The organism is Streptomyces celluloflavus, from assembly GCA_000720995.1.
Taxonomy (GTDB): domain Bacteria; phylum Actinomycetota; class Actinomycetes; order Streptomycetales; family Streptomycetaceae; genus Streptomyces; species Streptomyces celluloflavus.
Window position 1 is genome coordinate 139,182 of sequence record JOEL01000012.1, and the last position, 24,139, is coordinate 163,320.

The following is a 24,139-nucleotide window of genomic DNA, read 5'->3' on the forward strand; positions in this document are numbered from 1 at the left end:
ACACCGCTGCGCCCTCACCGCCCGCACATCCCTCGGGGCCCGCATCCGACGGATCCCGGCGGACCCCCGGCGACGGACGGGTAGTTCACCCCCCGCCGGACCGCCCGGCGTACCGCCCGCGGGAAGGTCCGGCCGGTACGCCGCCTCCCGCCTGCGATCCGCCCGCGCCGGTCCGGCCCGCCGCACCCACCCGCCAACCGAGTGAAAGCGGACAGGAGCCCCCATGCCCGCACCTCGCCCCCCTGCTGTGGAGCGGATACAGCGGATACAAAGGACAAAACCCGGCAAAGCGCTATTTACCTCTGGTGAGCCCATGATCGGTCGCATCCCTGTCCTGGACATCCGCCCGCAGATCGATTGCGGCCGCCGCCCGGTGAAGGCGGTGGTGGGCGAGTCCTTCGACGTCTCGGCCACCGTCTTCCGCGAAGGCCACGACGCGGTCGCCGCGAACCTGGTGCTGCGCGACCCCGCCGGGCGCAGCGGCCCCTGGACGCCGATGCGGGAGGCGGGACCCGGCACCGACCGCTGGTGCGCCACCGCCGTCCCCGGCGTCGAGGGCCGCTGGACGTACACCGTCGAGGCGTGGTCCGACCCGGTCACCACCTGGCAGCGGCACGCCCGGATCAAGATTCCGGCCGGTCTCGACACCGAGCTGGTGCTCGCCGAAGGCGCGCGGCTCCACGAACGGGCCGCCACCGGCGTCCCCAAGAGCGAGGGCCGCGAGGCGGTGCTGGGCGCGGCGGACGCCCTGCGCGACGGCCGGCTGCCCGCCGCCACCCGGCTCGCCGTGGCCCTCTCCCCCGAGGTCACCGACGCGCTGGCGCGCCATCCGCTGCGCGAACTGCTCACCGCCTCGCGCCCGATGCCGCTGACCGTCGAACGCCGCCGGGCGCTGTACGGCTCGTGGTACGAGCTCTTCCCGCGCTCGGAGGGCGCCGCCGCCGGGCCGGACGGCTCCCTCGTCAGCGGCACTCTGCGCACCGCCGCGGAACGGCTGCCCGCCGTCGCCGCCATGGGCTTCGACGTGGTCTATCTGCCGCCCGTCCACCCCATCGGCACCGCCTTTCGCAAGGGCCCCAACAACGCGCTCTCCGCCGGGCCCGGCGACGTCGGCTCCCCCTGGGCCATCGGCTCCGCGGCCGGCGGCCACGACGCCCTCCACCCGGACCTGGGCACCTTCGAGGACTTCGGCCACTTCGTCCGTACCGCCCGCGACCTGCGGATGGAGGTGGCCCTGGACTTCGCGCTCCAGTGCTCCCCCGACCACCCCTGGGTCACCCGGCACCCCGAGTGGTTCCACCACCGTGCGGACGGCTCCGTCGCCCACGCCGAGAACCCGCCGAAGAAGTACCAGGACATCTACCCGCTCTCCTTCGACGCCGACTTCGGCGGGCTGGTCCGCGAGACGGAGCGGGTGCTGCGCTTCTGGATGGCCCGGGGCGTCCGGATCTTCCGCGTGGACAATCCGCACACCAAACCGGTGCCGTTCTGGGAGAAGGTGATCGCCGACATCAACCGCACCGACCCGGATGTGATCTTCCTCGCCGAGGCGTTCACCCGCCCCGCGATGCTGCACACCCTCGCGCAGATCGGCTTCCAGCAGTCGTACACCTACTTCACCTGGCGTACCACCAAGCAGGAGCTGACCGACTACCTCACCGAGCTGTCCGGCGAGTGCGCCGCGTATCTGCGGCCGAACTTCTTCGTGAACACCCCGGACATCCTGCACGCCTACCTCCAGGAGGGCGGCCGGACCGCCTTCGAGGTGCGCGCCGTGCTGGCCGCCACCCTCTCCCCGGCGTGGGGCGTCTACGCCGGGTACGAGCTGTGCGAGGCGACGCCCGTACAGGCCGGCAGCGAGGAGTACCTCGACTCGGAGAAGTACCAGCTGCGGCCCCGTGACTGGGCGGCGGCGGCCCGCTCGGGGCGGACCATCGCCCCGCTGATCACCGCGCTCAACCGCATCCGCCGCCGGCACCCCGCGCTCCAGCAACTGCGCTCCCTGCACTTCCACCACACCGACAACGACGCCGTGCTCGCGTTCTCCAAACGCGCGGGGGACGGCGCCGCGGCCGACACGGTCCTCACGGTGGTCAACCTCGACCCGCACCACACCCACGAGGCGACGGTGTCGTTGGACATGCCGGAACTCGGCCTCGGCCGGCACGAGTCCGTCCCGGTGCGCGACGAGCTCACCGGCGACACCTACCACTGGGGCAGGGACAACTATGTGCGCCTGGAGCCGGGCCGCTCTCTCGCGCCCGCTCATGTGCTGTCGCTGCGACCGTCCTCACCGATCGGAGGGTCACCCAATTGATCGTCAATGAGCCTGTTCCCGATACCTTCGAGGACACTCCGCAGAAGGACCGCGATCCCGACTGGTTCAAACGGGCCGTTTTCTACGAAGTCCTGGTGCGCTCCTTCCAGGACAGCAACGGCGACGGTATCGGCGACCTCAAGGGCATCACGGCGAAACTCGACTATCTGCAATGGCTCGGGGTGGACTGCCTCTGGCTGCCGCCCTTCTTCACCTCCCCGTTGCGGGACGGCGGCTATGACGTCGCCGACTACACCGCGGTCCTGCCCGAATTCGGCGACCTGGCCGACTTCGTGGAATTCGTGGACGCCGCCCACCAGCGCGGTATGCGGGTCATCATCGACATGGTGATGAATCACACCAGCGACCAGCACCCCTGGTTCCAGGAGTCGCGCACCGACCCACAAGGTCCGTACGGCGACTACTACGTCTGGGCGGACGACGACAAACAGTACGCCGACGCCCGGATCATCTTCGTCGACACCGAGGCGTCCAACTGGACCTTCGACCCGGTGCGCAAGCAGTACTTCTGGCACCGGTTCTTCTCCCACCAGCCGGATCTCAACTACGAGAACCCCGCCGTCCAGGAGGAGATGATCTCCGCCCTGCGGTTCTGGCTCGACCTGGGCATCGACGGCTTCCGGCTGGACGCGGTGCCGTACCTCTACGCCGAGGAGGGCACCAACTGCGAGAACCTGCCCGCCTCGCACGCCTTCCTCAAGCGGGTCCGGGCCGAGATCGATGTGCATTATCCGGACACGGTGCTGCTCGCCGAGGCCAATCAATGGCCGGAGGACGTCGTCGACTACTTCGGCGATTACGCCGTCGGCGGCGACGAATGCCATATGGCGTTCCACTTCCCGGTCATGCCGCGGATCTTCATGGCGGTCCGTCGCGAATCGCGTTACCCGGTCTCGGAGGTCCTCGCCAAAACCCCGGCGATCCCGGCCGGCTGCCAGTGGGGCATCTTCCTGCGCAACCACGACGAGCTGACCCTCGAAATGGTCACGGACGAAGAGCGCGACTACATGTACGCGGAATACGCCAAGGACCCGCGGATGCGCGCCAATATCGGCATCCGCCGACGGCTCGCCCCGCTCCTCGACAACGACCGCAACCAGATCGAACTCTTCACGGCCCTGCTGCTCTCGCTCCCGGGCTCGCCGATTCTCTATTACGGCGACGAGATCGGCATGGGTGACAACATCTGGCTCGGCGACCGCGACGCGGTGCGCACGCCGATGCAGTGGACGCCGGACCGCAATGCCGGCTTCTCCTCCTGCGACCCGGGGCGGCTGTTCCTGCCGACCATCATGGATCCCGTCTACGGCTACCAGGTCACCAACGTCGAGGCCGCGATGAGTTCGCCCTCCTCGCTGCTGCACTGGACCCGCCGGATGATCGAGATCCGTAAGCAGAACCCGGCGTTCGGGCTGGGCAGCTACACCGAACTGCCCTCCACCAATCCGGCGGTGCTGGCCTTCCTGCGGGAGGCTCCGGCGGGCGGCGGGGCCGCGGACGACGACCTGGTGCTGTGCGTGCACAACTTCTCGCGCTTCGCGCAGCCGACGGAACTCGACCTCCGGGCGTTCAGCGGCCGCCATCCGGTGGAGCTGATCGGCGGCGTGCGCTTTCCGGCGATCGGCGAACTGCCGTATCTGCTGACCCTGGCGGGCCACGGGTTCTACTGGTTCCGGCTGCGGCAGAACACCGGACAGATCACCGGCGCGCGCTGACCGGGCGCGGGCACCGGGAAATCCGCCCGTACGCGGCCGCGCGGCGCGTACGGGCGTTTTTTGACCTTTCGTTCGGGCAGTCTCCCTACCGCCGCACGAGCCGGCCGGGCAGGGGCACCGCGCACACCACCGTCCGCCGGGCGCTCGCCGCCCGCTGCTCCACCGGACTCCTTCTGGGGGTACCCCCACCGCGCCGCCGCACAGTCAAGGCCGCATTCCGGGACACTCTGCGCTATCTGTCGTGTGCCCGGGGAAAGGACGCGACGCCCATGTCGGACACCGCCTCGACCCGTGCCACCCGTAACACCCCTGATCTTCCGCTCGTCCTCGCACCGGATCTGCTCCCCTCGCTCGCCCCGCTGCTCGCCGCCTGGGTGCCGCGCCAGCGCTGGTTCGCCGGCAAGGGACAGCAGCTCACCGGCTTCACCCTGGTCTCCGCCACCGAACTGCTGCCGTGCGTGAGTGACGGCACCGCACCGGGCCTGCTCCAGTTGCTCGTCCGCACTCGGCAGTCCGGGCAGCCGGACCGGCCGGCCGCCGGTGACTGCTACCAGCTCCTGCTGGGGGTGCACCCCGCGCTGCCGCCGCAGCTCGCGCCCGCGGCGATCGGCCGCCCGGCCGACGGACCGCTGCGCGGCCGCACCGTCTACGACGCGCTGCTGGACAACCGGCTGTGCGGGCTGCTGCTGGAGCGGCTGCGGGTGCCCGGCCGGCTCGGCGCGCTGCGGTTCTGCCACGAACCGGGCGCCGCCATCCCCTCCGGGCTGCCGGCCCGGCCGATCGCCGTCGAGCAGTCCAACTCCTCGATCGTCTACGGCGATACGTTCATCCTCAAGGTGTTCCGGCGGATCGCGCCCGGCGTCAACCCGGATCTGGAGCTGCCGCGGGCGCTGGCCGGTGCCCGCTGCGCGCGAGTGCCGGCGCCCGCCGCCTGGTTCGAGGCGGCGGGCGCGGAGGAGTGCGGCGAGACGACCACGCTGGGGGTCCTCCAGCCGTTCCTGCGGGGCTCCGCGGACGGCTGGCAGCTGGCCCTCCACGCGCTGGCCGTCCGGGCCGACTTCACCGGCTCGGCACGTGCGCTGGGCCACGCCACCGCGGAGGTGCACACCGCGCTGGCCCAGGTGCTGCCGACCACCGAACTGCACCGTCCGCAGCTGGCCGCGATCGCCGCGCAGATGACCGAGCGGCTGGACGCCACCGCCCGCGCGGTCCCCGTGCTCGCGCCCTACCGCGCCCGGCTGCGGGCCGCCTTCGACGCGCTCGCCGCGGTCGGCCACGACGGGCGCGGCTGGGCCGCCCAGCGCATCCACGGCGATCTGCATCTGGGGCAGACGCTGCGCTCGGCCGGTGCGGGCCGCTGGTCGCTGATCGACTTCGAGGGCGAACCGGCCCGGCCGCCGGCCGAGCGGCGCCGGCCCCAGCAGGCGCTGCGCGATGTCGCGGCGATGCTGCGCTCCTTCGACTACGCGGCGCGCAGCGGGCCGGGCGGCGGCGATGCCTGGTCGCTGGAGTGGGCGCGGCGCACCCGCGCGGCCTTCTGCCGGGGATACGCCGAGGCCGGCGGGCACGATCCCCGCTCCGCCCCCGAGCTGATGCGCGCCTACGAGACCGACAAGGCCGTCTACGAGGTGCTCTACGAGGCCCGGCACCGGCCGGACTGGCTGCCCGTCCCGATGGCCGCCATCCGGCGGCTGGCGGCGGCGGCCGGGGACGACACCGCCGCCCGGGGCGGCGCCATCGGGACGGCAGGGACGGCGGAGGCGTCGGGGGCGGCGGAGGCGACCGGGACGACGGGGTCCGGCGGGCCTCGGGGAGCCGCGGGGTCCGCCCGGTCCGACGGCCGCGGGTGACGGGCCCGCCACGGGCCGTCGCACCGCCGCCGTCCGCACCGCCGTCGCCGTCCGCGCCACCGCCATCGCCCGTGCCATCGCCCGTGCCGCCACCCGCGCCACCGCCCCGACCGCCACCGTCCGCGCCCGATCCGACCGACGCCCCGCACCGCCCGAGGAGGCACCTCTCGTGACCGCCCGACCGCCGTCCCGCCGCAGCACGCCCGCACCCGCCACGGCGGCCGAACCCGCCACCACCGCCGAGCCGGTGACGGCCGACCGGCCGCCCGCGCCGCGGGACGCGGCCACCGCGGCCCCGGGCACCGGCCGGCCCGCCCGCCCGGCCGGAATCCGGGGCAGCAGCCGCGGTGTACGGACCGCCGCCCCGCCGGCCGACGAGGAGCGGCGCCGGCTGCTCGGCGGGACGCACCACGATCCGCACGCGCTGCTGGGCGCGCACCCGGTACGCGGCGGGCTGCTGCTGCGGACCCTGCGGCCGTACGCGAAGAGCGTCACCGTCCTGGCGAAGGGGCTGCGCGCCGCCCTGCACCCCGAGGGCGACGGGCTCTTCGCGGGGGTGCTGCCGCTGCGCGGGATCCCGGAGTACGCGCTGCTGGTGGAGTACGCGGACACCACCGTCACGGCGGACGACCCGTACCGCTTCCTGCCCGCGCTCGGCGAGCTGGATCTGCATCTGCTCGGCGAGGGCCGCCACGAGCAGCTGTGGGAGGCGCTCGGCGCGCGGATCATGGACCACCAGGGCGTGACCGGCACCCGCTTCACCGTCTGGGCGCCCAACGCCCGCGGGGTCCGGGTCGTCGGGGACTTCAACCACTGGGACGGCACCGCCTTCCCGATGCGGTCGCTGGGCTCGTCCGGCGTCTGGGAGCTGTTCGTTCCGGACGTCGGCGAGGGCGAGCTGTACAAGTTCGAGATCACCCGGCCGGACGGTTCACGGAGCCTGCGCGCCGATCCGATGGCCCGCCGTACGGAGTGCCCGCCGGCCACCGCCTCCATCGTGACCGCCTCGCACCACCGCTGGCGGGACGCGGTCTGGATGGCGCGGCGCGGTGCGCGCCCGGTGCACGAGGCGCCGTTCTCCGTCTACGAGGTGCACCTGCCCTCCTGGCGGCCCGGTCTGACCTACCGCCAGCTGGCCGAGCAACTCCCCGCGTACGTCAAGGACTTGGGGTTCACGCACGTCGAGCTGATGCCGCTGGCCGAGCACCCCTTCGGCGGCTCCTGGGGCTATCAGGTGACCGGGTTCTACGCGCCCACGGCCCGGCTGGGCACCCCCGACGACTTCCGGTTCCTGGTGGAGGCGCTGCACCGGGCCGGTATCGGCGTGCTGATGGACTGGGTGCCGGCGCACTTCCCGCGCGACGACTGGGCGCTGGCGGAGTTCGACGGACGGCCGCTGTACGAGCATCCGGACCCGGCGCGGGCCGCGCATCCGGACTGGGGCACGCTGGAGTTCGACTACGGCCGCGCCGAGGTGCGGAACTTCCTGGTCGCCAACGCGGTGTACTGGTGCCAGGAGTTCCATATCGACGGGCTGCGGGTGGACGCCGTCGCCTCGATGCTCTACCTCGACTACTCGCGCGAGGAGGGCGGCTGGACGCCGAACGCGCACGGCGGGCGGGAGAACCTCGACGCGGTCGCCTTCCTCCAGGAGATGAACGCGACCGTCTACCGGCGCTGCCCCGGCGTCGTCACCATCGCCGAGGAGTCCACCGCCTGGGACGGCGTCACCCGGGCCACGCACCATGTCGGCCCCGGCGGTTTCGGCGGGCTGGGTTTCGGGCTGAAGTGGAACATGGGCTGGATGCACGACTCCCTCGGCTATGCCGCCAAGGAGCCGGTGCACCGCAAGTACCACCACCACGAGATGACCTTCTCCATGGTCTACGCGTACTCGGAGAACTATGTGCTGCCGATCTCGCACGACGAGGTGGTGCACGGCAAGCGTTCCCTGGTGTCGAAGATGCCGGGCGACTGGTGGCAGCGGCGGGCCACCCACCGCGCCTATCTGGGCTATATGTGGTCCCATCCGGGCAAGCAACTCCTCTTCATGGGGCAGGAGTTCGCGCAGGGCGCGGAGTGGGCGGAGCGCCACGGCCCGGACTGGTGGCTGCTGGACCCGTCGTACGGGGCGGAGCCGGACCACCGGGGCGTGCGCGATCTGGTCCGCGATCTGAACCGCGGCTACGCCGCCGCGCCCGCGCTCTGGGAGCGGGACACCGACCCGGGCGGGTTCTGCTGGCTGGACGGCGACGCCCGGGAGGACAACGTCTTCGCCTTCCTCCGCTTCGCCGCCGACGGCTCCCCCCTGCTCGCGGTCGCCAACTTCTCCCCCGTCGTACGCCCCGGCTACCGGCTCGGCGTCCCCGGCCACCTCCCGGTCTGGCACGAGGTGCTCAACACCGACGCCGCGCGCTACGGCGGCAGCGGGGTCACCAACCCCGGCCCGCTGACGGCCCAACCGGTGCCCTGGCACGGCCGGGACGCCTCCCTCACCCCCGTGCTGCCGCCGCTGGCCACGCTCTGGCTGCGGCCGGGCTGAGGAGCGGCGCCCGGCGGCGTACGACGGAGAGGCGGGCGCCCACCGGCACCCGCCCCTCCGCCCGCCGTTCCGCTCCGGCCCGCCGCGTACGGCCCGCCGGCGGCGGGGCGGCCCCGCGGTCAGACCTGGGCGGCCGCCTTCGCGTCGCCGGTGCGCGGTGCGGGCACCTCGGCGGCGGGCACCTCGGCGGCGGGCGCCTCGGCGGGCCCGTGGCCGTCCGCGGCGAGCGTCTTCTCGTCGAACGGCAGGTGGCCGGCGAGCACCTCGCCCACCCTGGCCTTGTCGATCTCCTTGGTCCAGGTGCCGATCAGGACCGTGGCGACCGCGTTGCCCGCGAAGTTGGTCAGCGCCCGCGCCTCGCTCATGAAGCGGTCGATGCCGACGATCAGGCCGACGCCGTCCACCAGTTCCGGGCGGTGCGACTGCAGACCGCCGGCCAGTGTCGCCAGGCCCGCGCCGGTGACGCCCGCCGCACCCTTCGACGCGATGATCATGAAGACCAGCAGTGAGATCTGCTGGCCGACCGGCAGCGGTTTGCCCATCGCCTCGGCCACGAACAGCGAGGACATCGTCAGGTAGATGGCGGTGCCGTCGAGGTTGAAGCTGTAGCCGGTCGGGACGGTGATGCCGACCACCGGCTTGCTGACGCCCAGGTGTTCCATCTTGGCGATCAGCCGGGGCAGCGCCGACTCCGAGGAGGACGTGGACAGGATCAGCAGGAACTCCCGCCCCAGGTACTTCAGCAGCTGGAAGACGTTGACGCCGGCGACCAGCCGCAGCAGCGTGCCGAGCACCACGACCACGAACAGCAGACAGGTGACATAGAAGCCGATCATGATGACGGCCAGGGACTTCAGCGCGTCCAGACCGGTCGCGCCGACCACCGCGGCCATCGCGCCGAAGGCACCCACCGGCGCCACCCACATGATCATCGCGAGCACCCGGAAGACCAGCTTCTGGAGGTGCCCGATACCGCGCAGGACCGGCTCGCCCGCGGTGCCCAGGGCCTGGAGGGCGAAGCCGACCAGCAGCGCCACCAGCAGCGTCTGGAGCACCTGTCCGCCGGTGAAGGCGGAGACCAGCGTGGTCGGGATCATGCCGAGCAGGAACTCCGAGGTGCTCTCACCGCCGCCCGCCGTCTGGGCCTGGCCCGCGTGCCGGACGGCCTCGGTCAGGTGCAGCCCGGAGCCGGGCTCCAGGATGTTGCCGACGACCAGGCCGATCGCCAGCGCGACGGTGGACATCACCATGAAGTAGCCGAGGGCCAGCCCGCCCACCGCGCCGACCTTGGCCGCCTTACGGACCGAGCCGACACCCAGCACGATGGTGCAGAAGATGACCGGCGAGATCATCATCTTGATGAGGTTCACGAACCCGGTGCCGAGCGGCTTCAGTTCGACGGCGACGCCCGGGGCGACGAAGCCCACGGCGATGCCGAGCAGTACCGCGCCGATCACCGCGAGGTACAGGTAATGGGTGCGGTCCCGCTTCCTGGGCGCGGTCTCCTCGGTGGTCTCCCCGGACGGCGGGGTCTGTGCAGCCACGGCTGCCTCCTCGGTCTACGGCTCTGCGACGGTGTGCGGCTCAGCGGCTCCGGCGCACAGCAAAGTCCCGGCGACTATGCACGCCACTGTGGCGCCCGTCACCCTTACGTGCATTTCGTTCACGTAAAAGTGACCGTGCAGACTGTTCTGCATGCCCCTCGCCCGACCCCGATTCCGACCGCTCCGCCGGCTGCGCGGCCCCCGCAGCCTCGCCGGGCAGCTCTTCGCCATGCAGGTCGTGCTGGTGGCCGTGGTCGTCGCGGGCTGCGTGGTGTTCGCGTACGTCAGCGCGGACCGGCAGGCGGCGGCGACGGCGCGGCGCCAGGTGACCGCGGCCGCCTGCGCCGTCGCCGACTCCCCGGCCGTCGTGGCGGCGGCCCGCTCGGCGGACCCGACCGCCGCCCTCCAGCCGTACGCCTCCCGCCTGGAGCGCGACGCGGGCGTCAACTTCGTCGTGGTGATGGCCCCGGACGGGACGCGCTGGACCCATCCGGAGCCGTCCGCGGTCGGCGCGAAGTACCTCGGGCACACCGGGCCCGCGCTGCGCGGCGAGGTCTTCGCCGAGACGTACCGGGGGGTGCTCGGTCCGTCCGTACGGGTCGTCGCGCCGGTCCGCGACCCGGCGCAGGGCGGCCGGATCATCGCGCTGGTCAGTTCCGGGATCACCGTCGAGACGATCAGCGCCGAACTGCGCGACCAGGTGCTGGCGCTGGTCGCGGTGGCGGCGGCCGCGCTGGTGCTCGGCGGCGCCGGCACGTATGTCATCAACGCCCGGCTGCGGCGGCATACGCACGGGATGAACGCCGCCGAGCTGAGCCGGATGCACGACTACCACCACGCGGCGCTGCACGCGGTGCGCGAGGGGCTGCTGATGCTGGACGGGCGGCGCCGGGTGGCCCTGATCAACGACGGCGGGCGGGAGCTGCTCGGGCTCTCCGGTGAGGTGGTGGGCCGTTCCGTGGCCGGACTGGGGCTGCCCGAGGCGCTCACCGAGGCGCTGGCGGCGCCCGGCCCGCGCGTCGACGAACTCCATCTCACCGCCGAGCGGGTCCTCGTCGTCAACAGCGCGCCGGTCTGGGGTGGCGAGCACCGCGGCAGTGTCATCACCCTCCGCGATCACACCGAACTCCAGTCCCTGTCAGGGGAGTTGGACTCCGTACGCGGTTTCGCGGAGGCGCTGCGCTCACAGGCCCACGAGGCCGCCAACCGGCTGCACACCGTGGTCTCGCTGATCGAACTGGGGCGGGCCGAGGAGGCCGTGGAGTTCGCGACGGCGGAGCTGGAGCTGGCCCAGGCGCTGACCGACCAGGTCGTCGGCGCGGTCGCCGAACCGGTGCTCGCCGCGCTGCTGCTCGGCAAGGCGGCACAGGCCAACGAGCACGGCGTCGAGCTGACGCTGACCCCCGACAGCCGCATCGACGACGGGCTGCTGCCGCCCGGTCTGCCCGCCCGCGATCTGGTGACGGTGCTGGGCAACCTCGTCGACAACGCCATCGACGCCGCCGCGCCGACCCAGGAGCACGGCGCCGCCGATCCGCCGCCGCAGGTGCGGGTCACCGCGCGGGCGGTCGCCGGTGAGCTGCTGCTGTGCGTCGCGGACAACGGGCCGGGGGTGGCCGACGGCGCCGCCGAGGAGGTCTTCCGGCGGGGCTGGAGCACCAAGCCGAACACCCTGAGCACCCTGAACGCCACGGCCGCCACAGCCACCGCGGCGGGCGCCGCCACCGCCGGAGCCGCGCGCGGTCTCGGGCTCGCCCTCGTCCAGCAGGCCGTACGGCGCAACGGCGGCACCATCACACTCGACCGCGCCCCGGAGGGCGGCGCGCGGTTCACCGTCCGGCTGCCGCTGCACGCGCGGGTGACGGTATGACGCGCGCGGCCGGACCGGCCTGCGCCGGTGGCGGGGGCCCTGCGAGAGGATGGGCCCGGTGACCACTCCCGACATCCGCGTCCTCATCGTCGAGGACGACCCCGTCGCCGCCGACGCGCACGCCCTGTACGTCAGACGGGTGCCCGGCTTCGCCGTCTGCGGCACCGTGCACTCCGGCGGCGACGCCCGCCGCCACCTCGACCAGCACCCCGTCGATCTGCTGCTGCTCGACCTCTACCTGCCCGACGGCCACGGACTGCACCTGGTGCGGACGCTGCGCGCGGCCGGTCAGAGCGCCGATGTCATCGCGGTGACCTCGGCCCGCGATCTGGCGATGGTGCGCGAGGGCGTCTCGCTCGGCGTCGTGCAGTACGTGCTGAAACCGTTCACCTTCGCCACCCTGCGCGAACGGCTCGTCCGCTACGCCGATTTCCGCGCCACCGCGGGCGAGGCCAGCGGTCAGGACGAGGTGGACCGGGCGATCGCCGCGCTGCGCTCACCGCGGCCGGCCGCGCTCCCCAAGGGGCTGACCGCGGCCACCCTGCGGGTGGTGACCGACGGGCTGCGCGCCGCCGACGGCGGGCTGACCGCGGCCGAGGCGGGGGCCGGCGTCGGGATCTCCCGGATCACCGCCCGCCGCTATCTCGAACACCTGGTGGAGACCGGCCGGGCCGCCCGCGCCCCGCAGTACGGCCAGGTGGGCCGCCCCGAACTGCGGTACCGCTGGTCGGGCCATTGACCCGCCCCGGCGGCTGACCCTACGGTCACCGAGCAGCCCCTTGTGGCCAGTTGGAGGTCGTGCCGTGCGCCCCACCGCCCCGCTGATCCTGCTCACCGCCGCCCTGCTGGCCGCCGGTACGCTCACCGCCTGCGGCAGCGGGTCCGAGAGCGACCGCGACACCGTCAAGGTCGCCTTCGTCAAGGACACCAACGGCAAGGTCACCCTCCGGGACGACTACGTCCGGCTCGTGGCGCGGCAGTTCGAGAGAGCCCACCCCGGCAAGAAGGTCCGGCTCATCCCGGTCCAGGCCGCGGAGAACGACTACTACACCAAGATCCAGCAGATGATGCGCTCCTCGAAGACCGCGCCCGACCTGGTCTACGAGGACACCTTCCTGATCAACTCCGATATCCGGGCCGGGCTGCTGCGGCCCCTGGACGGCTACCTCCGCACCTGGGACCAGTGGGGGCAGTTCGAACCGTCCGCCAAGGACGCGGCGAAGGGGCCGGACGGCCACACCTACGGCGTCCCGGACGGTACGGACACCCGCGGGCTGTGGTTCAACAAGAAGATCTTCCGGCGGGCCGGGCTGCCCGCCGACTGGCGGCCCCGGACCTGGGACGAGGTGCTGGACGCGGCCCGGACGGTCAAGCGAAAGGTGCCCGGCGTCATCCCGCTGAACGTCTTCACCGGCAAGAGCGCGGGCGAGGCCGCCGTCATGCAGGGCTTCGAGATGCTGCTCTACGGCACCGGGCAGCAGCTCCACGACCCGGTCAGCGGCAAGTGGGTCACCGGCGGCAAGGGCTTCCGGGACAGCCTGGCCTTCCTCGACACGGTCTACCGCGAGCACCTGGGCCCCGAGGTGTCCGACGCGCTCAGCCCCAGCATCCAGACCCGGGTCGCCGCCGAACTGCTGCCCGAGGAGAAGCTCGCCATCGACCTCGACGGCTCGTGGCTGGGCCAGCAGTGGCAGCCGACCGGCGGCAGACCGTGGCCCGCGTGGTCCACGACGCTCGGCCAGGCCCCCTTCCCCACCCGGCACGGCGCCCCGCCCGGCGCCGTCAGCCTGGCCGGCGGCTGGACGTGGTCGGTGCCGAGCCGGGCCCGGCAGCCGGAGCTGGCCTGGCAGCTGATCCAGACCTTCCAGTCGCGGCCCAACGCCCTCGAATGGTGCGTACGGGGCGCGCAGATCGCGGTACGCGGGGATGTCGCCGCCGACCCGCGCTATCTGTCGTCGGTACCGGGCATCGGCTTCTTCACCGGTCTGGTCAAGGTCAGCCGGTACCGGCCCGCGCTGCCCGACTACCCCAAGGTGTCCGCGGCGATCGGCGAGGCGATGGAGGCGGTCACCGCGGGCGAGGCCACGCCGGAGAAAGCGGCCGCGGAGTACGACGGGCAGTTGGCGTCCCTCACCGGCGGCCACGTCGTCGCCAGGCCATGACCGGCGCCGTCCCGCACGCCGCTCGCCCGGCCCCGGCGCCCCGCCCCGCGGCCGTCCGCAGGGGGCTGCTGCGCTGGTCCCCGCTCGCCCCGGCCACCGTCCTGCTGCTGCTCTTCCTCGCCGGGCCGGTCGGCTACTGCTGCTATCTCGCCCTCACCGACACCCAGCTGACCGGCCAGGAGTCGGCGTCCTTCGTCGGCCTGGCCAACTTCCGGCGCGCCGTCACCGACCCCGCGTTCCTCAATGCGGTGGTGCTGACGCTGGTGTTCACCGCCCTCTCCTCGCTCCTCGGCCAGAACACCCTGGGCCTCGCGCTGGCGGCTCTGCTGCGGCGCGCCTCGCGGCCCGTCCGTGCGGTCACCGGTGCGGTGGTGATCACCGCCTGGGTGCTCCCGGAGATCGTCGCGGGCTTTCTGCTCTACACCTTCTTCGAACGGCGCGGGACCCTCAACGCCCTCCTCGCCTGGCTCCATCTGCCCACCCAGAACTGGCTGTTCACGCTCCCCATCCTCGCCGTGTCGTTCGCCAACGTCTGGCGCGGCACGGCCTTCTCGATGCTGATCTACTCGGCGGCGCTGGCCGGGATTCCCCAGGAGGTCACCGAGTCCGCGGAGGTCGACGGCGCGGGCGGACTGCGGCGGCTGTGGCACATCACGCTGCCGATGATCCGCCGCTCCATCGGTACCAATCTGATGCTCAACACCCTCCAGACGCTCTCCGTCTTCGGGCTCATCTGGACGATGACCCGCGGCGGCCCCGGCGACCGCAGCCAGACGCTGCCGGTGTTCATGTACGACCAGGCGTTCATGAAGTCCCTGATCGGCTACGGCACCGCGGTGGCGCTGCTGCTGCTCGTGGTGGGCGCGCTGTTCTCGGTGGTCTCGCTGCGGCTGCTGCGCGAGGAGGTCTGATGCCCCGCCGCCCGTCCCGCGCCACCCGCCACCGCCTCGCCGCCGACGCCGCGCTGCTGGTCACCGCCGCGGCCTTCGCCGTCCCGCTGGCCTGGCTGGTGCTGTCGTCGCTGGACACCGGCGCGACGCTGCGGGTACGGCTGCCGGATGCGCCCGGGGTGGCCAACTTCGCGGCGGTGCTGACCGACGAGATCACCTTCACGCCGATGCTCAACAGCCTGCTGCTGTGCGGCGGCGCGACGTCGCTCACGATGGTCTGCGCGGCGCTGGCCGCCTATCCGCTCTCCCGCTTCCGGGCCCGCTTCAGCCGCCCGTACCTGCTGACCGTCCTGTTCTCGACCTGTCTGCCGGTCACCGCGCTCATGGTCCCGGTCTACGGACTCTTCGTCCGGGTCGATCTGATCGACACGATGTACGGCACCGCGCTCTTCCTGGCCACCGCCCAGCTCCCGTTCGCCATCTGGCTGCTGAAGAACTTCATGGACGGGGTGCCCAGGGCGCTGGAGGAGGCGGCCTGGACGGACGGCGCCTCCTGGGCGCAGACGCTGCTGCGGATCGTCCTGCCGCTGATGGGCCCCGGGTTCGGGGTCGTGACCGTGTACACGTTCATCATGATGTGGGGCAATTTCTTCGTCCCCTTCATGCTGCTGCTCTCCCCCGAGCAACTGCCCGCGTCCGTCAGCATCTTCACCTTCTTCGGCAACTACCAGGGCATCGCCTTCGGCGAACTCGCCGCCTTCTCCCTCCTGTACTCGACGCCGGTGCTCCTGCTGTACCTCCTGATCTCCCGGCGGCTGGGCGGCGGATTCGCGCTCGGCGGCGCGGTGAAGGGCTGATCCCGTACGCGCCACCGGTGACGGCCCGTAGGCCAAAGGTCGGACGCGGATCCCCCCAGGGGATGACGGCGGCGGGCCCGGTCGGACTTTCGGCCGGTCCGGCTTTCGGTCCCTGCGGCCGAGGTGCCGGGCGCCCCGCGCGGCCGAGAATGGGGACCTCACCTTCCGTCCCCCTCCAGGAGTCCCCCCGTGTCCCACGCGACCGCCTTCCCCGGCTCACCCGCCCCCGCCCGAGCCACCGCGGCCGTCGCCGCCCGTGCGACGGACCTGAGCAAGGTCTACGGCCGGGACGAGACCCGGGTGGTGGCGCTGGACTCGGTCTCCGTCGAGTTCGGCAAGGCCCGGTTCACGGCGATCATGGGCCCGTCCGGGTCCGGCAAGTCCACGCTGATGCACTGCATGGCCGGTCTGGACTCGATATCCGGCGGCTCCGCCCGGATCGGTGATGTCGAACTGGCATCGCTGGGCGACAAGCAGCTGACCCGGCTGCGCCGCGACAAGATCGGTTTCATCTTCCAGGCGTTCAACCTGCTGCCCACCCTGACCGCCCTGGAGAACATCACGCTGCCGATGGACATCGCCGGCCGCAAGCCCGACCAGCAGTGGCTGAACAACGTCATCGAGACCGTGGGCCTGTCCGGCCGGCTGACGCACCGGCCCGCGCAGCTCTCCGGCGGCCAGCAGCAGCGGGTGGCGGTGGCGCGGGCGCTGGCCGCCCAGCCGGAGATCATCTTCGCCGACGAGCCGACCGGCAACCTCGACTCCCGCTCCGGCGCCGAAGTCCTGGGCTTCCTGCGGGAGTCGGTGCGGGCGATGGACCAGACCGTGGTGATGGTCACCCACGACCCGGTAGCCGCCGGGTACGCGGACCGGGTGATCTTCCTCGCCGACGGCCGGATCGTCGAGGAGCTGCACGAGCCGACCGCCGACGCGGTGCTGGACCGGATGCGGCTGTTCGACGCCAAGGGCCGGACGAGCTGACGCCGGCGCCCCGGACACCGGGCACGACGCCCGCCACTCTGCCGTATCCCGTGTAACCGCACCCCAGGACTGACACCACCACCATGCTGCGTACCGCTCTGCGCAATGTCCTCGCGCACAAGGCCCGCCTGATGATGACCGCGCTCGCGGTCCTGCTGGGCACCGCCTTCGTCGCCGGCACCCTCATCTTCAGCGACACCATCGGCGAGGCCGCCAAGAACGCCTCCACCAGGAACCTCAAGGACGTGGCCGTCTCGGTCGAGACCGTCCGGACCGGCACCGACGACGAGAGCGCGGACGGCAAACGGACCACCGCCCTCGACGAGAAACTGGCCGCCCGCATCCGCGCCCTGCCCGGTGTGGCGAACGTGCGGTCCGACGTCACCGGACCGGCGACCCTCGCCGGCAAGGACGGCCGGCCGGTCGGCGAGGACTGGCGCAACCGCGCCGTCAACTACCTGCCGGGCACGGACGGCCGGGACGACCGCTATCCGCTGGTGCAGGGCCGGGGGCCCGCCGCCGCGGACGAGCTGGCGCTGGCCGAGGCCACCGCGAAGGCCGCCGGCTACCGGATCGGCGACACGGTGCGGTTCGCCACCGACGGCCCGGTGCTGACGAAGAAGCTGGTCGGCATCGTCTCCACCGACGACCGGCAGGTGATCGCGGGCGGCAGTCTGGCGCTCTTCGACACCGCCACCGCGCAGCGGCTGTATCTGCACCCCGGCCAGTTCAGCGAGCTGGTGGTGACGACGCACCCCGGCACCGACCAGCAGGCGCTGACCGCGCAGGTCCGGGCGCTGCTGCCCAAGGACCGTGCCACGGCGACCAGCGGTGCCGAACTCGCCGCCCAGCAGGCCAAGATGGTCACCGCGCAGAACAGCGCGATGAGCAAGACCCTGCTGACCTTCGCCGGTATCGCCCTGTTCGTCGGCGTCTTCCTCATCGCCAACACCTTCACCATGCTGATCTCCCAGCGCAGCCGCGAGATCGCGCTGATGCGGGCGATCGGCGCCTCGCGCCGGCAGGTCGTCCGCTCGGTGCTGGCCGAGGCGGGGCTGCTGGGGCTCCTCTCGTCCGCCGTCGGCTTCGCGCTGGGCGCCGGTATCGCGGTGGGCCTGCGGGCGGTGCTCGACGCCAACGGCGCGCACTTCCCGGACGGCCCGGTCGTCGTCAAGCCGACCACGGTGCTCTACACGCTGGCGGTGGGTGTCGTGGTGACCGTACTGGCCGCCTGGCTGCCGTCCCGCAAGGCCGCGAAGATCGCCCCGGTGGAGGCGCTGAACACCGTCGAGGCGCCCCTCGCACCGCGCAGCCTGGTCCTGCGCAACTCCCTCGGACTGCTCGTCACCGGCGTCGGCGTGGCGGTGATGCTCTACCTCTCCACCTTCGACGTCGCCGACGAGAACAATCTGCTGCTCGCCATGGCCGGCTCGATGCTGACGCTGGTCGGCATGATCATCCTTGCGCCGCTGCTCTCCCGTCCGCTGGTCTCGCTGGCCGGCCTTGTCACCACCCGGCTCTTCGGCATCAGCGGCAAGCTGGCCAAGGAGAACGCGCTGCGCAATCCGCGCCGCACCGCCGCGACCGCGTCGTCGCTGATGATCGGGCTCACCCTGATCACCGGTATGACGGTCGTCGGGGAGTCGGCGCAGCGGGGCATGGACAAGATGGCGGCGACCGGTCTGACGGCCGACTACAAGGTCACGGCCGGCAGCGTCATGACCGGTCTGGACCCCGAGCTGTCCAAGAAGGTGGCGCAGGTGCCGGGTGTGCGGGCGATGGTGCCGCTGCGCGGGACGTTCTTCAAGGCCGGCGACGGCTTCGGCCGCCTGACCGGCACCGACCTCGCGCAGCTCCCGGCCGTCACCGCGCTGGACTTCACCCAGGGCTCGCTGGACGCGGTCCGGGCCGGCGGTATCGCCGTCTCGGAGAAGGAGGCCGCGGAGCACCACTGGAAGGCCGGTGACCAGGTCACGGTGGAGTTCAGCGACAAGCCGTCCGACGCGGGCAAGCAGACCAAGCTGAAGGTCGCCGCGGTCTACCGGGACAACCAGGTGATCGGTACGTCCTTCGCCGATATGTCACTGGTGGACCCGCACCTGCCGCGGCCCAAGAACGACGAACTGCTGGTGAAGGCCGACGGCGGCGGCTCCGAGAAGATCGCCGAGGAGATCCGGCACGCGCTCGGCGACAGTCCGCTGCTGAAGGTCCAGAGCCACGCCGATCTGAGCCGGGAGGCCGCCGGGGAGATCGACACGATCATGAACATGGTCCTGGGGCTGCTGGCCATGGCCCTGGTCATCGCGGTGGTCGGTGTCGTCAACACCCTGGCCATGTCGGTCTTCGAGCGGACCCGCGAGATCGGGATGCTGCGGGCGATCGGACTGGCCCGCAGCGGCATCAAGCAGATGGTCCGGCTGGAGTCGGTGGTCATCTCGCTGTTCGGGGCGGTGCTCGGCATGGGCGTGGGCATCTTCCTCGCCTGGTCCGGCGGCCAGCTGACCGGCTCGGCCTTCCCGACGTACGAGATGGTGCTGCCCTGGGGACGGCTCGGGCTGTTCCTGCTGATCGCGCTGGTCGTGGGCGTACTGGCCGCGCTCTGGCCGGCCCGCCGGGCCGCCCGGCTGAACATGCTGGAGGCGATCGGCGCGCAGTGATCCGCACGACGCACGGCGGCGCGCCTTCCCTCGGCCGAGGGGAGGCGCGCCGCCGTGGTGGTGATGCGCGGTGTGTGCCGCGGGGGGCGGAGCCGGGGCTCAGAAGACCGACTCGGCCTCGTCCATCCGGCTCGCGGGCACGGTCTTGAGCTCGGTGACCGCGTCGGCCAGCGGCACCATCGTGATGTCCGTGCCGCGCAGCGAGGTCATCCTGCCGAAGTCACCGCGGTGCGCGGCCTCGACGGCGTGCCAGCCGAAGCGGGTGGCGAGCACCCGGTCGTAGGCGGTGGGGGTGCCGCCGCGCTGGACGTGGCCGAGGATGACCGGGCGGGCCTCCTTGCCCAGGCGCTTCTCCAGCTCGACGGCGAGGTGGTTGCCGATGCCCGAGAAGCGCTCGTGACCGAACTGGTCGATCGCGCCCTTCTCGTAGTCCATGGTCTCCGCGGCCGGGTGCGCGCCCTCGGCGACGCAGACGACGGCGAACTTCTTACCGCGGGCGAACCGCTCCTCGACCATCCTGACCAGGTCGTTCACATCGAAGGGGCGCTCGGGCAGGCAGATGCCGTGGGCGCCGCCGGCCATCCCGGACTCCAGCGCGATCCAGCCCGCGTGCCGGCCCATGACCTCGACGACCATGACCCGCTGATGCGATTCGGCGGTGGTCTTGAGGCGGTCGATGGCCTCCGTCGCCACCCCGACGGCGGTATCGAAGCCGAAGGTGCGGTCGGTGGAGGAGATGTCGTTGTCGATGGTCTTCGGGACGCCGACGACCGGCATCCCGGCGTCCGACAGCATCCGGGCCGCGGTGAGCGTGCCCTCGCCGCCGATCGGGATCAGGACGTCGATCCCGTACTCCTGGGAGAGGTCCTTGGCGTTGTCGCACGCCTCACGCAGCCGGTCGCGCTCCAGCCGGGCCGAGCCGAGGATGGTGCCGCCGCGGGCGAGGATGCCGCTGACCGCGTCCAGGTCGAGCTTGCGGAAGCGCCCGTCGAGGAGGCCCTTGAAGCCGTCCTCGAAACCTATGACCTCGTCGTTGTGGCCGGTGAGGGCTCGATGGACAACAGACCGGATCACAGCATTCAGGCCAGGGCAGTCGCCGCCTGCGGTGAGGACTCCGATACGCATCGTGCTGTGTCTCCTGTGCTCGCTGTTGGTTCTTGTGAGCCAGTCCGATTGTTTCATGGGCCGGCGGACCCCGCCCTCACACCGGGGCCGTCCCCCTTGTTCCTCCGCGCGAACTGGGAGAGTGACTTATCCACCCGCGCAGGTATTGTCAAGAGGGGCAAGCTCACCATAACGGGTAATTTGACCTTGCGAGCAACCGAATGGATCGGAGAGCACGCGTGACACGCAGCGTGTATGTGACCGGTATCGACCGCGGCGACGGCCGCCAGGTCATCGAGCTGGGAGTGATGGAACTCCTGACTCGCCATGTAGACCGGGTCGGAGTCTTCCGCCCGCTGGTCCACGACGGACCCGACCGGTTGTTCGATCTTCTACGGGCACGCTACCGGCTCACGCAGACCGCCGAGTCCGTCTACGGCATGAGTTACGAGGAAGCCGGCACGCTCCAGGCGGAGCGCGGCACCGACGAACTGGTCTCCCGGCTCGTCGACCGCTTCCACCAGGTGGCCAGGGACTACGAGTACGTGCTGGTGCTCGGCTCGGACTACGCGGCCACCAGCCTGCCGGACGAGCTGAACCTCAACGCCCGGCTCGCCAACGAGTTCGGCGCCGCGGTGCTGGCCGTCGTCGGCGGCCAGGGCCAGGAGGCCGAGTCCGTACGCGCCGAGGCCCGCAACGCCTACCGCGCCTACGACTCGCTGGGCTGCGACGTGGTCGCCCTGGTCGTCAACCGGGTCGATCCCGCCCTGCGCACGGCCGTCGCCGAGCGGCTCTCGGCCCGCCTGCCGGTGCCCTGCTACGTACTCCCCGAGGACGGTTCGCTCTCCGCCCCGACCGTCGGCCAGATCGTGCACAGCCTCGGCGCCGAGGTGCTCCTCGGCGACGAGTCCGGGCTCGCCCGCGACGCCCGGAACTTCGTCTTCGGCGGCGCCATGCTGCCGACCTTCCTCCGAGCGCTGACCCCCGGCTGCCTCGTGGTGACCCCCGGGGACCGGGCCGACCTGGTCGTCGGTTCGCTCGCCGCGCACAGCGCCGGCGCCCCGCCGATCGCCGGTGTGGTGCTCACCCTCGACGAACGGCCGGGCCCCGACATCATGGCGCTGGCCGGCCGGCTCGCCCCCGGCACCCCGGTCATCTCGGTGCCCGGCGGCTCCTTCCCGACCGCCGCCGAACTCTTCGCCATCGAGGGCAAACTGAACGCCGCCTCCCCGCGCAAGGCGGAGACCGCGCTCGGCCTCTTCGAGCGGCATGTGGACACCGCGGAGCTGACGAACCGCATCTCCGTCGCCCGCTCCGGCCGCGTCACCCCGATGATGTTCGAACACGAGCTGATCGAACGGTCCCGGGCCGGCCGCCGCCGGGTCGTGCTGCCCGAGGGCGGCGAGGAGCGCGTCCTGCGCGCCGCCGATGTGCTGCTGCGCCGCGACGTCTGCGATCTGACGCTGCTGGGCGAGGAGGAGGCGATCCGCAAGCGCGCCGCGGACCTCGCCATCGACCTGGCGGACGCGCAGATCATCGACCCGCAGACCTCCGAACTGCGCGAGCGGTTCGCCGAGCTGTACGCGGAGCTCCGCGCCCACAAGGGCGTCAGCTACGAGCTGGCCTACGACATCGTCGCGGACGTCTCGTACTTCGGCACCCTGATGGTCCAGGAGGGCCTGGCCGACGGCATGGTCTCCGGCGCGGTGCACTCCACCGCCGCCACCATCCGGCCCGCCTTCGAGATCATCAAGACCCGGGGGGCGGCGCCCGGCACGGCAGCCGGGGCGCCCGCCCAGATCGTCTCCTCGGTCTTCTTCATGTGCCTGGCCGACCGGGTCCTGGTCTACGGCGACTGCGCGGTCAACCCGGACCCGAACGCCGAGCAGCTCGCCGATATCGCCATCCAGTCGGCCGCCACCGCCGCCCAGTTCGGCGTCGAGCCGCGGATCGCGATGCTGTCGTACTCCACCGGTACCTCCGGCTCCGGCGCGGACGTCGACAAGGTCCGCAAGGCCACCGAGCTGGTCCGCGCGCTCCGCCCCGACCTGCTGGTCGAGGGCCCGATCCAGTACGACGCGGCGGTGGACGCGGCGGTCGCGCAGACCAAACTCCCCGGATCCGATGTCGCGGGCAAGGCCACCGTGCTGATCTTCCCGGACCTCAACACCGGCAACAACACCTACAAGGCCGTGCAGCGCTCGGCCGGCGCGATCGCCGTCGGCCCGGTGCTCCAGGGCCTGCGCAAGCCGGTCAACGACCTCTCGCGCGGTGCCCTGGTCCAGGACATCGTCAACACGGTGGCCATCACCGCCATTCAGGCACAGGGTGCCCAGCCCGGCGCCCAGCCCGCCGCCGGCTGACTCCGGCCGCCCCGTGTCCGCCCCCGAACCCACCGGAAAGCCCTCCATGACCTCCCACGCCTCCCGCGTTCTCGTCCTCAACTCCGGCTCCTCGTCGGTGAAGTACCAGCTCCTCGACATGACCGACGGCACCCGGCTCGCCCTCGGCCTGGTCGAACGGATCGGTGAGGAGACCTCCCGCCTGTCCCACACCCCGCTGGTGTCCGGCGGCGCCAAGCGCGAGCACGAGGGGCCGATAGCCGACCACGAGGCCGCGCTGAAGGCCGTCGCCACCGAGCTGGCCGCGGACGGTCTCGGCCTCGACTCCCCCGAGCTGGCCGCGATCGGCCACCGGGTGGTGCACGGCGGTCTGAAGTTCACCGTGCCGACCGTCATCGACGACGCGGTGCTGGCCGAGATCGAGCGGCTGGTGCCGGTCGCACCGCTGCACAACCCGGCGAACATCACCGGCATCAGGACCGCGCAGGCGCTCCGCCCCGACCTGCCGCAGGTCGCGGTCTTCGACACCGCGTTCCACACCACGATGCCGGAGTACGCGGCCCGCTACGCCATCGACGTGGCGACCGCCGACGCGCACCGCATCCGCCGCTACGGCTTCCACGGCACCTCGCACGCCTATGTCTCCCGCCAGACCGCGGCGCTGCTGGGCAAGGACCCCGCCGAGACCAACGTCATCGTGCTGCACCTGGGCAACGGCGCCTCGGCGTCCGCGGTGGCCGGCGGCCGCTGCATGGACACCTCGATGGGGCTCACCCCGCTGGAGGGCCTGGTCATGGGCACCCGCTCCGGTGACATCGACCCCGCGGTGACCTTCCATCTCAAGCGGGTGGCCGGGATGTCCGCCGACGAGATCGACGTGCTGCTCAACAAGAAGAGCGGTCTGCTCGGGCTCTGCGGCGACAACGACATGCGCGAGATCCGGCGCCGGATCGAGGAGGGTGACGAGCGCGCCCAGCTGGCGTTCGACATCTACATACACCGGCTGAAGAAGTACATCGGCGCCTACACGGCGGTGCTCGGCCACGTCGACGCGGTGGCCTTCACCGCGGGCGTCGGCGAGAACGCCGCCCCGGTGCGCGAGGCCGCCATCGCCGGTCTGGAGGAGCTGGGCCTGGCCGTCGACGCCGGACTCAACGCCGTACTGTCCGACGCACCCCGGCTGATCTCGCCCGAATACTCCAGGGTTGCGGTCGCCGTCGTCCCCACCGACGAGGAGCTGGAGATCGCCCAGCAGACATACGCCCTGGTCAACGCCTAGAACTTGGT

Annotated in this window: 15 protein-coding genes; 13 read left to right on the forward strand and 2 right to left on the reverse strand. The window is 72.1% G+C overall.

Annotated elements, in window-relative coordinates; genetic code table 11:
* Positions 1-313 precede the first annotated feature (313 nt).
* From IH09_RS13195 to glgB, 4 genes are all read left to right on the forward strand, one after another.
* Positions 314-2,317: an alpha-1,4-glucan--maltose-1-phosphate maltosyltransferase gene (locus tag IH09_RS13195; protein ID WP_052856388.1), complete on the forward strand. Its 2,004-nt coding sequence runs from the start codon at positions 314-316 to the stop codon at positions 2,315-2,317.
* Entirely contained in the window at positions 2,314-4,053 is a 1,740-nt protein-coding gene (gene treS / locus IH09_RS13200; protein WP_052856389.1) for a maltose alpha-D-glucosyltransferase, read from the forward strand. The genes IH09_RS13195 and treS overlap by 4 nt, the downstream gene beginning before the upstream one ends.
* Positions 4,054-4,322: 269 nt before the next feature.
* Positions 4,323-5,903, forward strand: coding sequence for a maltokinase N-terminal cap-like domain-containing protein (locus IH09_RS13205; protein WP_094791793.1), 1,581 nt, complete (start codon positions 4,323-4,325; stop codon positions 5,901-5,903).
* A 328-nt stretch (positions 5,904-6,231) separates the two neighbouring features.
* Positions 6,232-8,445: a 1,4-alpha-glucan branching enzyme gene (gene glgB / locus IH09_RS13210; RefSeq protein WP_052856545.1), complete on the forward strand. Its 2,214-nt coding sequence runs from the start codon at positions 6,232-6,234 to the stop codon at positions 8,443-8,445.
* Positions 8,446-8,564: 119 nt separating this feature from the next.
* Here glgB and IH09_RS13215 read toward each other — a convergent pair whose 3' ends face one another.
* The gene (locus tag IH09_RS13215) at positions 8,565-9,989 is read right to left on the reverse strand and encodes a cation:dicarboxylate symporter family transporter (RefSeq protein ID WP_052856390.1); all 1,425 of its coding nucleotides are present in this window, start codon (positions 9,987-9,989) and stop codon (positions 8,565-8,567) included.
* A gap of 151 nt (positions 9,990-10,140) precedes the next feature.
* Between IH09_RS13215 and IH09_RS13220 the strand changes: the two genes are divergently transcribed.
* From IH09_RS13220 to IH09_RS13250, 7 genes are all read left to right on the forward strand, one after another.
* Entirely contained in the window at positions 10,141-11,859 is a 1,719-nt protein-coding gene (locus tag IH09_RS13220; protein ID WP_404827257.1) for a sensor histidine kinase, read from the forward strand.
* Between the two features lie 49 nt (positions 11,860-11,908).
* Positions 11,909-12,598, forward strand: a complete 690-nt coding sequence (locus IH09_RS13225) for a response regulator (protein ID WP_052856391.1) — start codon at positions 11,909-11,911, stop codon at positions 12,596-12,598.
* Between the two features lie 64 nt (positions 12,599-12,662).
* Complete coding sequence (locus IH09_RS13230) at positions 12,663-14,021, forward strand: extracellular solute-binding protein (RefSeq protein WP_052856392.1); 1,359 nt, start codon at positions 12,663-12,665, stop codon at positions 14,019-14,021.
* Positions 14,018-14,932 carry a carbohydrate ABC transporter permease gene (locus IH09_RS13235; protein WP_240150748.1) on the forward strand — a complete coding sequence of 305 codons (915 nt, stop codon included), beginning with the start codon at positions 14,018-14,020 and terminating at the stop codon, positions 14,930-14,932. The genes IH09_RS13230 and IH09_RS13235 overlap by 4 nt, the downstream gene beginning before the upstream one ends.
* Entirely contained in the window at positions 14,932-15,768 is an 837-nt protein-coding gene (locus IH09_RS13240; protein WP_052856393.1) for a carbohydrate ABC transporter permease, read from the forward strand. The genes IH09_RS13235 and IH09_RS13240 overlap by 1 nt, the downstream gene beginning before the upstream one ends.
* 189 nt (positions 15,769-15,957) lie before the next feature.
* Positions 15,958-16,749 carry an ABC transporter ATP-binding protein gene (locus IH09_RS13245; protein ID WP_052856394.1) on the forward strand — a complete coding sequence of 264 codons (792 nt, stop codon included), beginning with the start codon at positions 15,958-15,960 and terminating at the stop codon, positions 16,747-16,749.
* A gap of 83 nt (positions 16,750-16,832) precedes the next feature.
* Entirely contained in the window at positions 16,833-19,406 is a 2,574-nt protein-coding gene (locus tag IH09_RS13250; protein ID WP_052856395.1) for an ABC transporter permease, read from the forward strand.
* A 99-nt stretch (positions 19,407-19,505) separates the two neighbouring features.
* On the opposite strand, the gene IH09_RS13255 is transcribed toward IH09_RS13250, so the two are convergent.
* Positions 19,506-20,531, reverse strand: a complete 1,026-nt coding sequence (locus tag IH09_RS13255; RefSeq protein ID WP_052856396.1) for an ATP-dependent 6-phosphofructokinase — start codon at positions 20,529-20,531, stop codon at positions 19,506-19,508.
* A 218-nt stretch (positions 20,532-20,749) separates the two neighbouring features.
* Here IH09_RS13255 and pta point away from each other — a divergent pair, with 218 nt between their 5' ends.
* On the forward strand, positions 20,750-22,873 hold the full coding sequence (gene pta, locus IH09_RS13260) for a phosphate acetyltransferase (RefSeq protein WP_052856397.1): 2,124 nt from the start codon (positions 20,750-20,752) through the stop codon (positions 22,871-22,873).
* A 46-nt stretch (positions 22,874-22,919) separates the two neighbouring features.
* Complete coding sequence (locus IH09_RS13265) at positions 22,920-24,131, forward strand: acetate kinase (RefSeq protein WP_052856548.1); 1,212 nt, start codon at positions 22,920-22,922, stop codon at positions 24,129-24,131.
* Positions 24,132-24,139 lie beyond the last annotated feature (8 nt).

Coding starts and splice junctions, on each gene's coding strand:
- IH09_RS13195 (WP_052856388.1), top strand. CDS start 314: ATGATCGGTCGCATCCCTGTCCTGGACATCCGCCCGCAGATCGATTGC.
- IH09_RS13205 (WP_094791793.1), top strand. CDS start 4,323: ATGTCGGACACCGCCTCGACCCGTGCCACCCGTAACACCCCTGATCTT.
- IH09_RS13220 (WP_404827257.1), top strand. CDS start 10,141: ATGCCCCTCGCCCGACCCCGATTCCGACCGCTCCGCCGGCTGCGCGGC.
- IH09_RS13225 (WP_052856391.1), top strand. CDS start 11,909: ATGGGCCCGGTGACCACTCCCGACATCCGCGTCCTCATCGTCGAGGAC.
- IH09_RS13235 (WP_240150748.1), top strand. CDS start 14,018: ATGACCGGCGCCGTCCCGCACGCCGCTCGCCCGGCCCCGGCGCCCCGC.
- IH09_RS13240 (WP_052856393.1), top strand. CDS start 14,932: ATGCCCCGCCGCCCGTCCCGCGCCACCCGCCACCGCCTCGCCGCCGAC.
- IH09_RS13250 (WP_052856395.1), top strand. CDS start 16,833: ATGCTGCGTACCGCTCTGCGCAATGTCCTCGCGCACAAGGCCCGCCTG.
- IH09_RS13255 (WP_052856396.1), bottom strand. CDS start 20,531: ATGCGTATCGGAGTCCTCACCGCAGGCGGCGACTGCCCTGGCCTGAAT.
- IH09_RS13265 (WP_052856548.1), top strand. CDS start 22,920: ATGACCTCCCACGCCTCCCGCGTTCTCGTCCTCAACTCCGGCTCCTCG.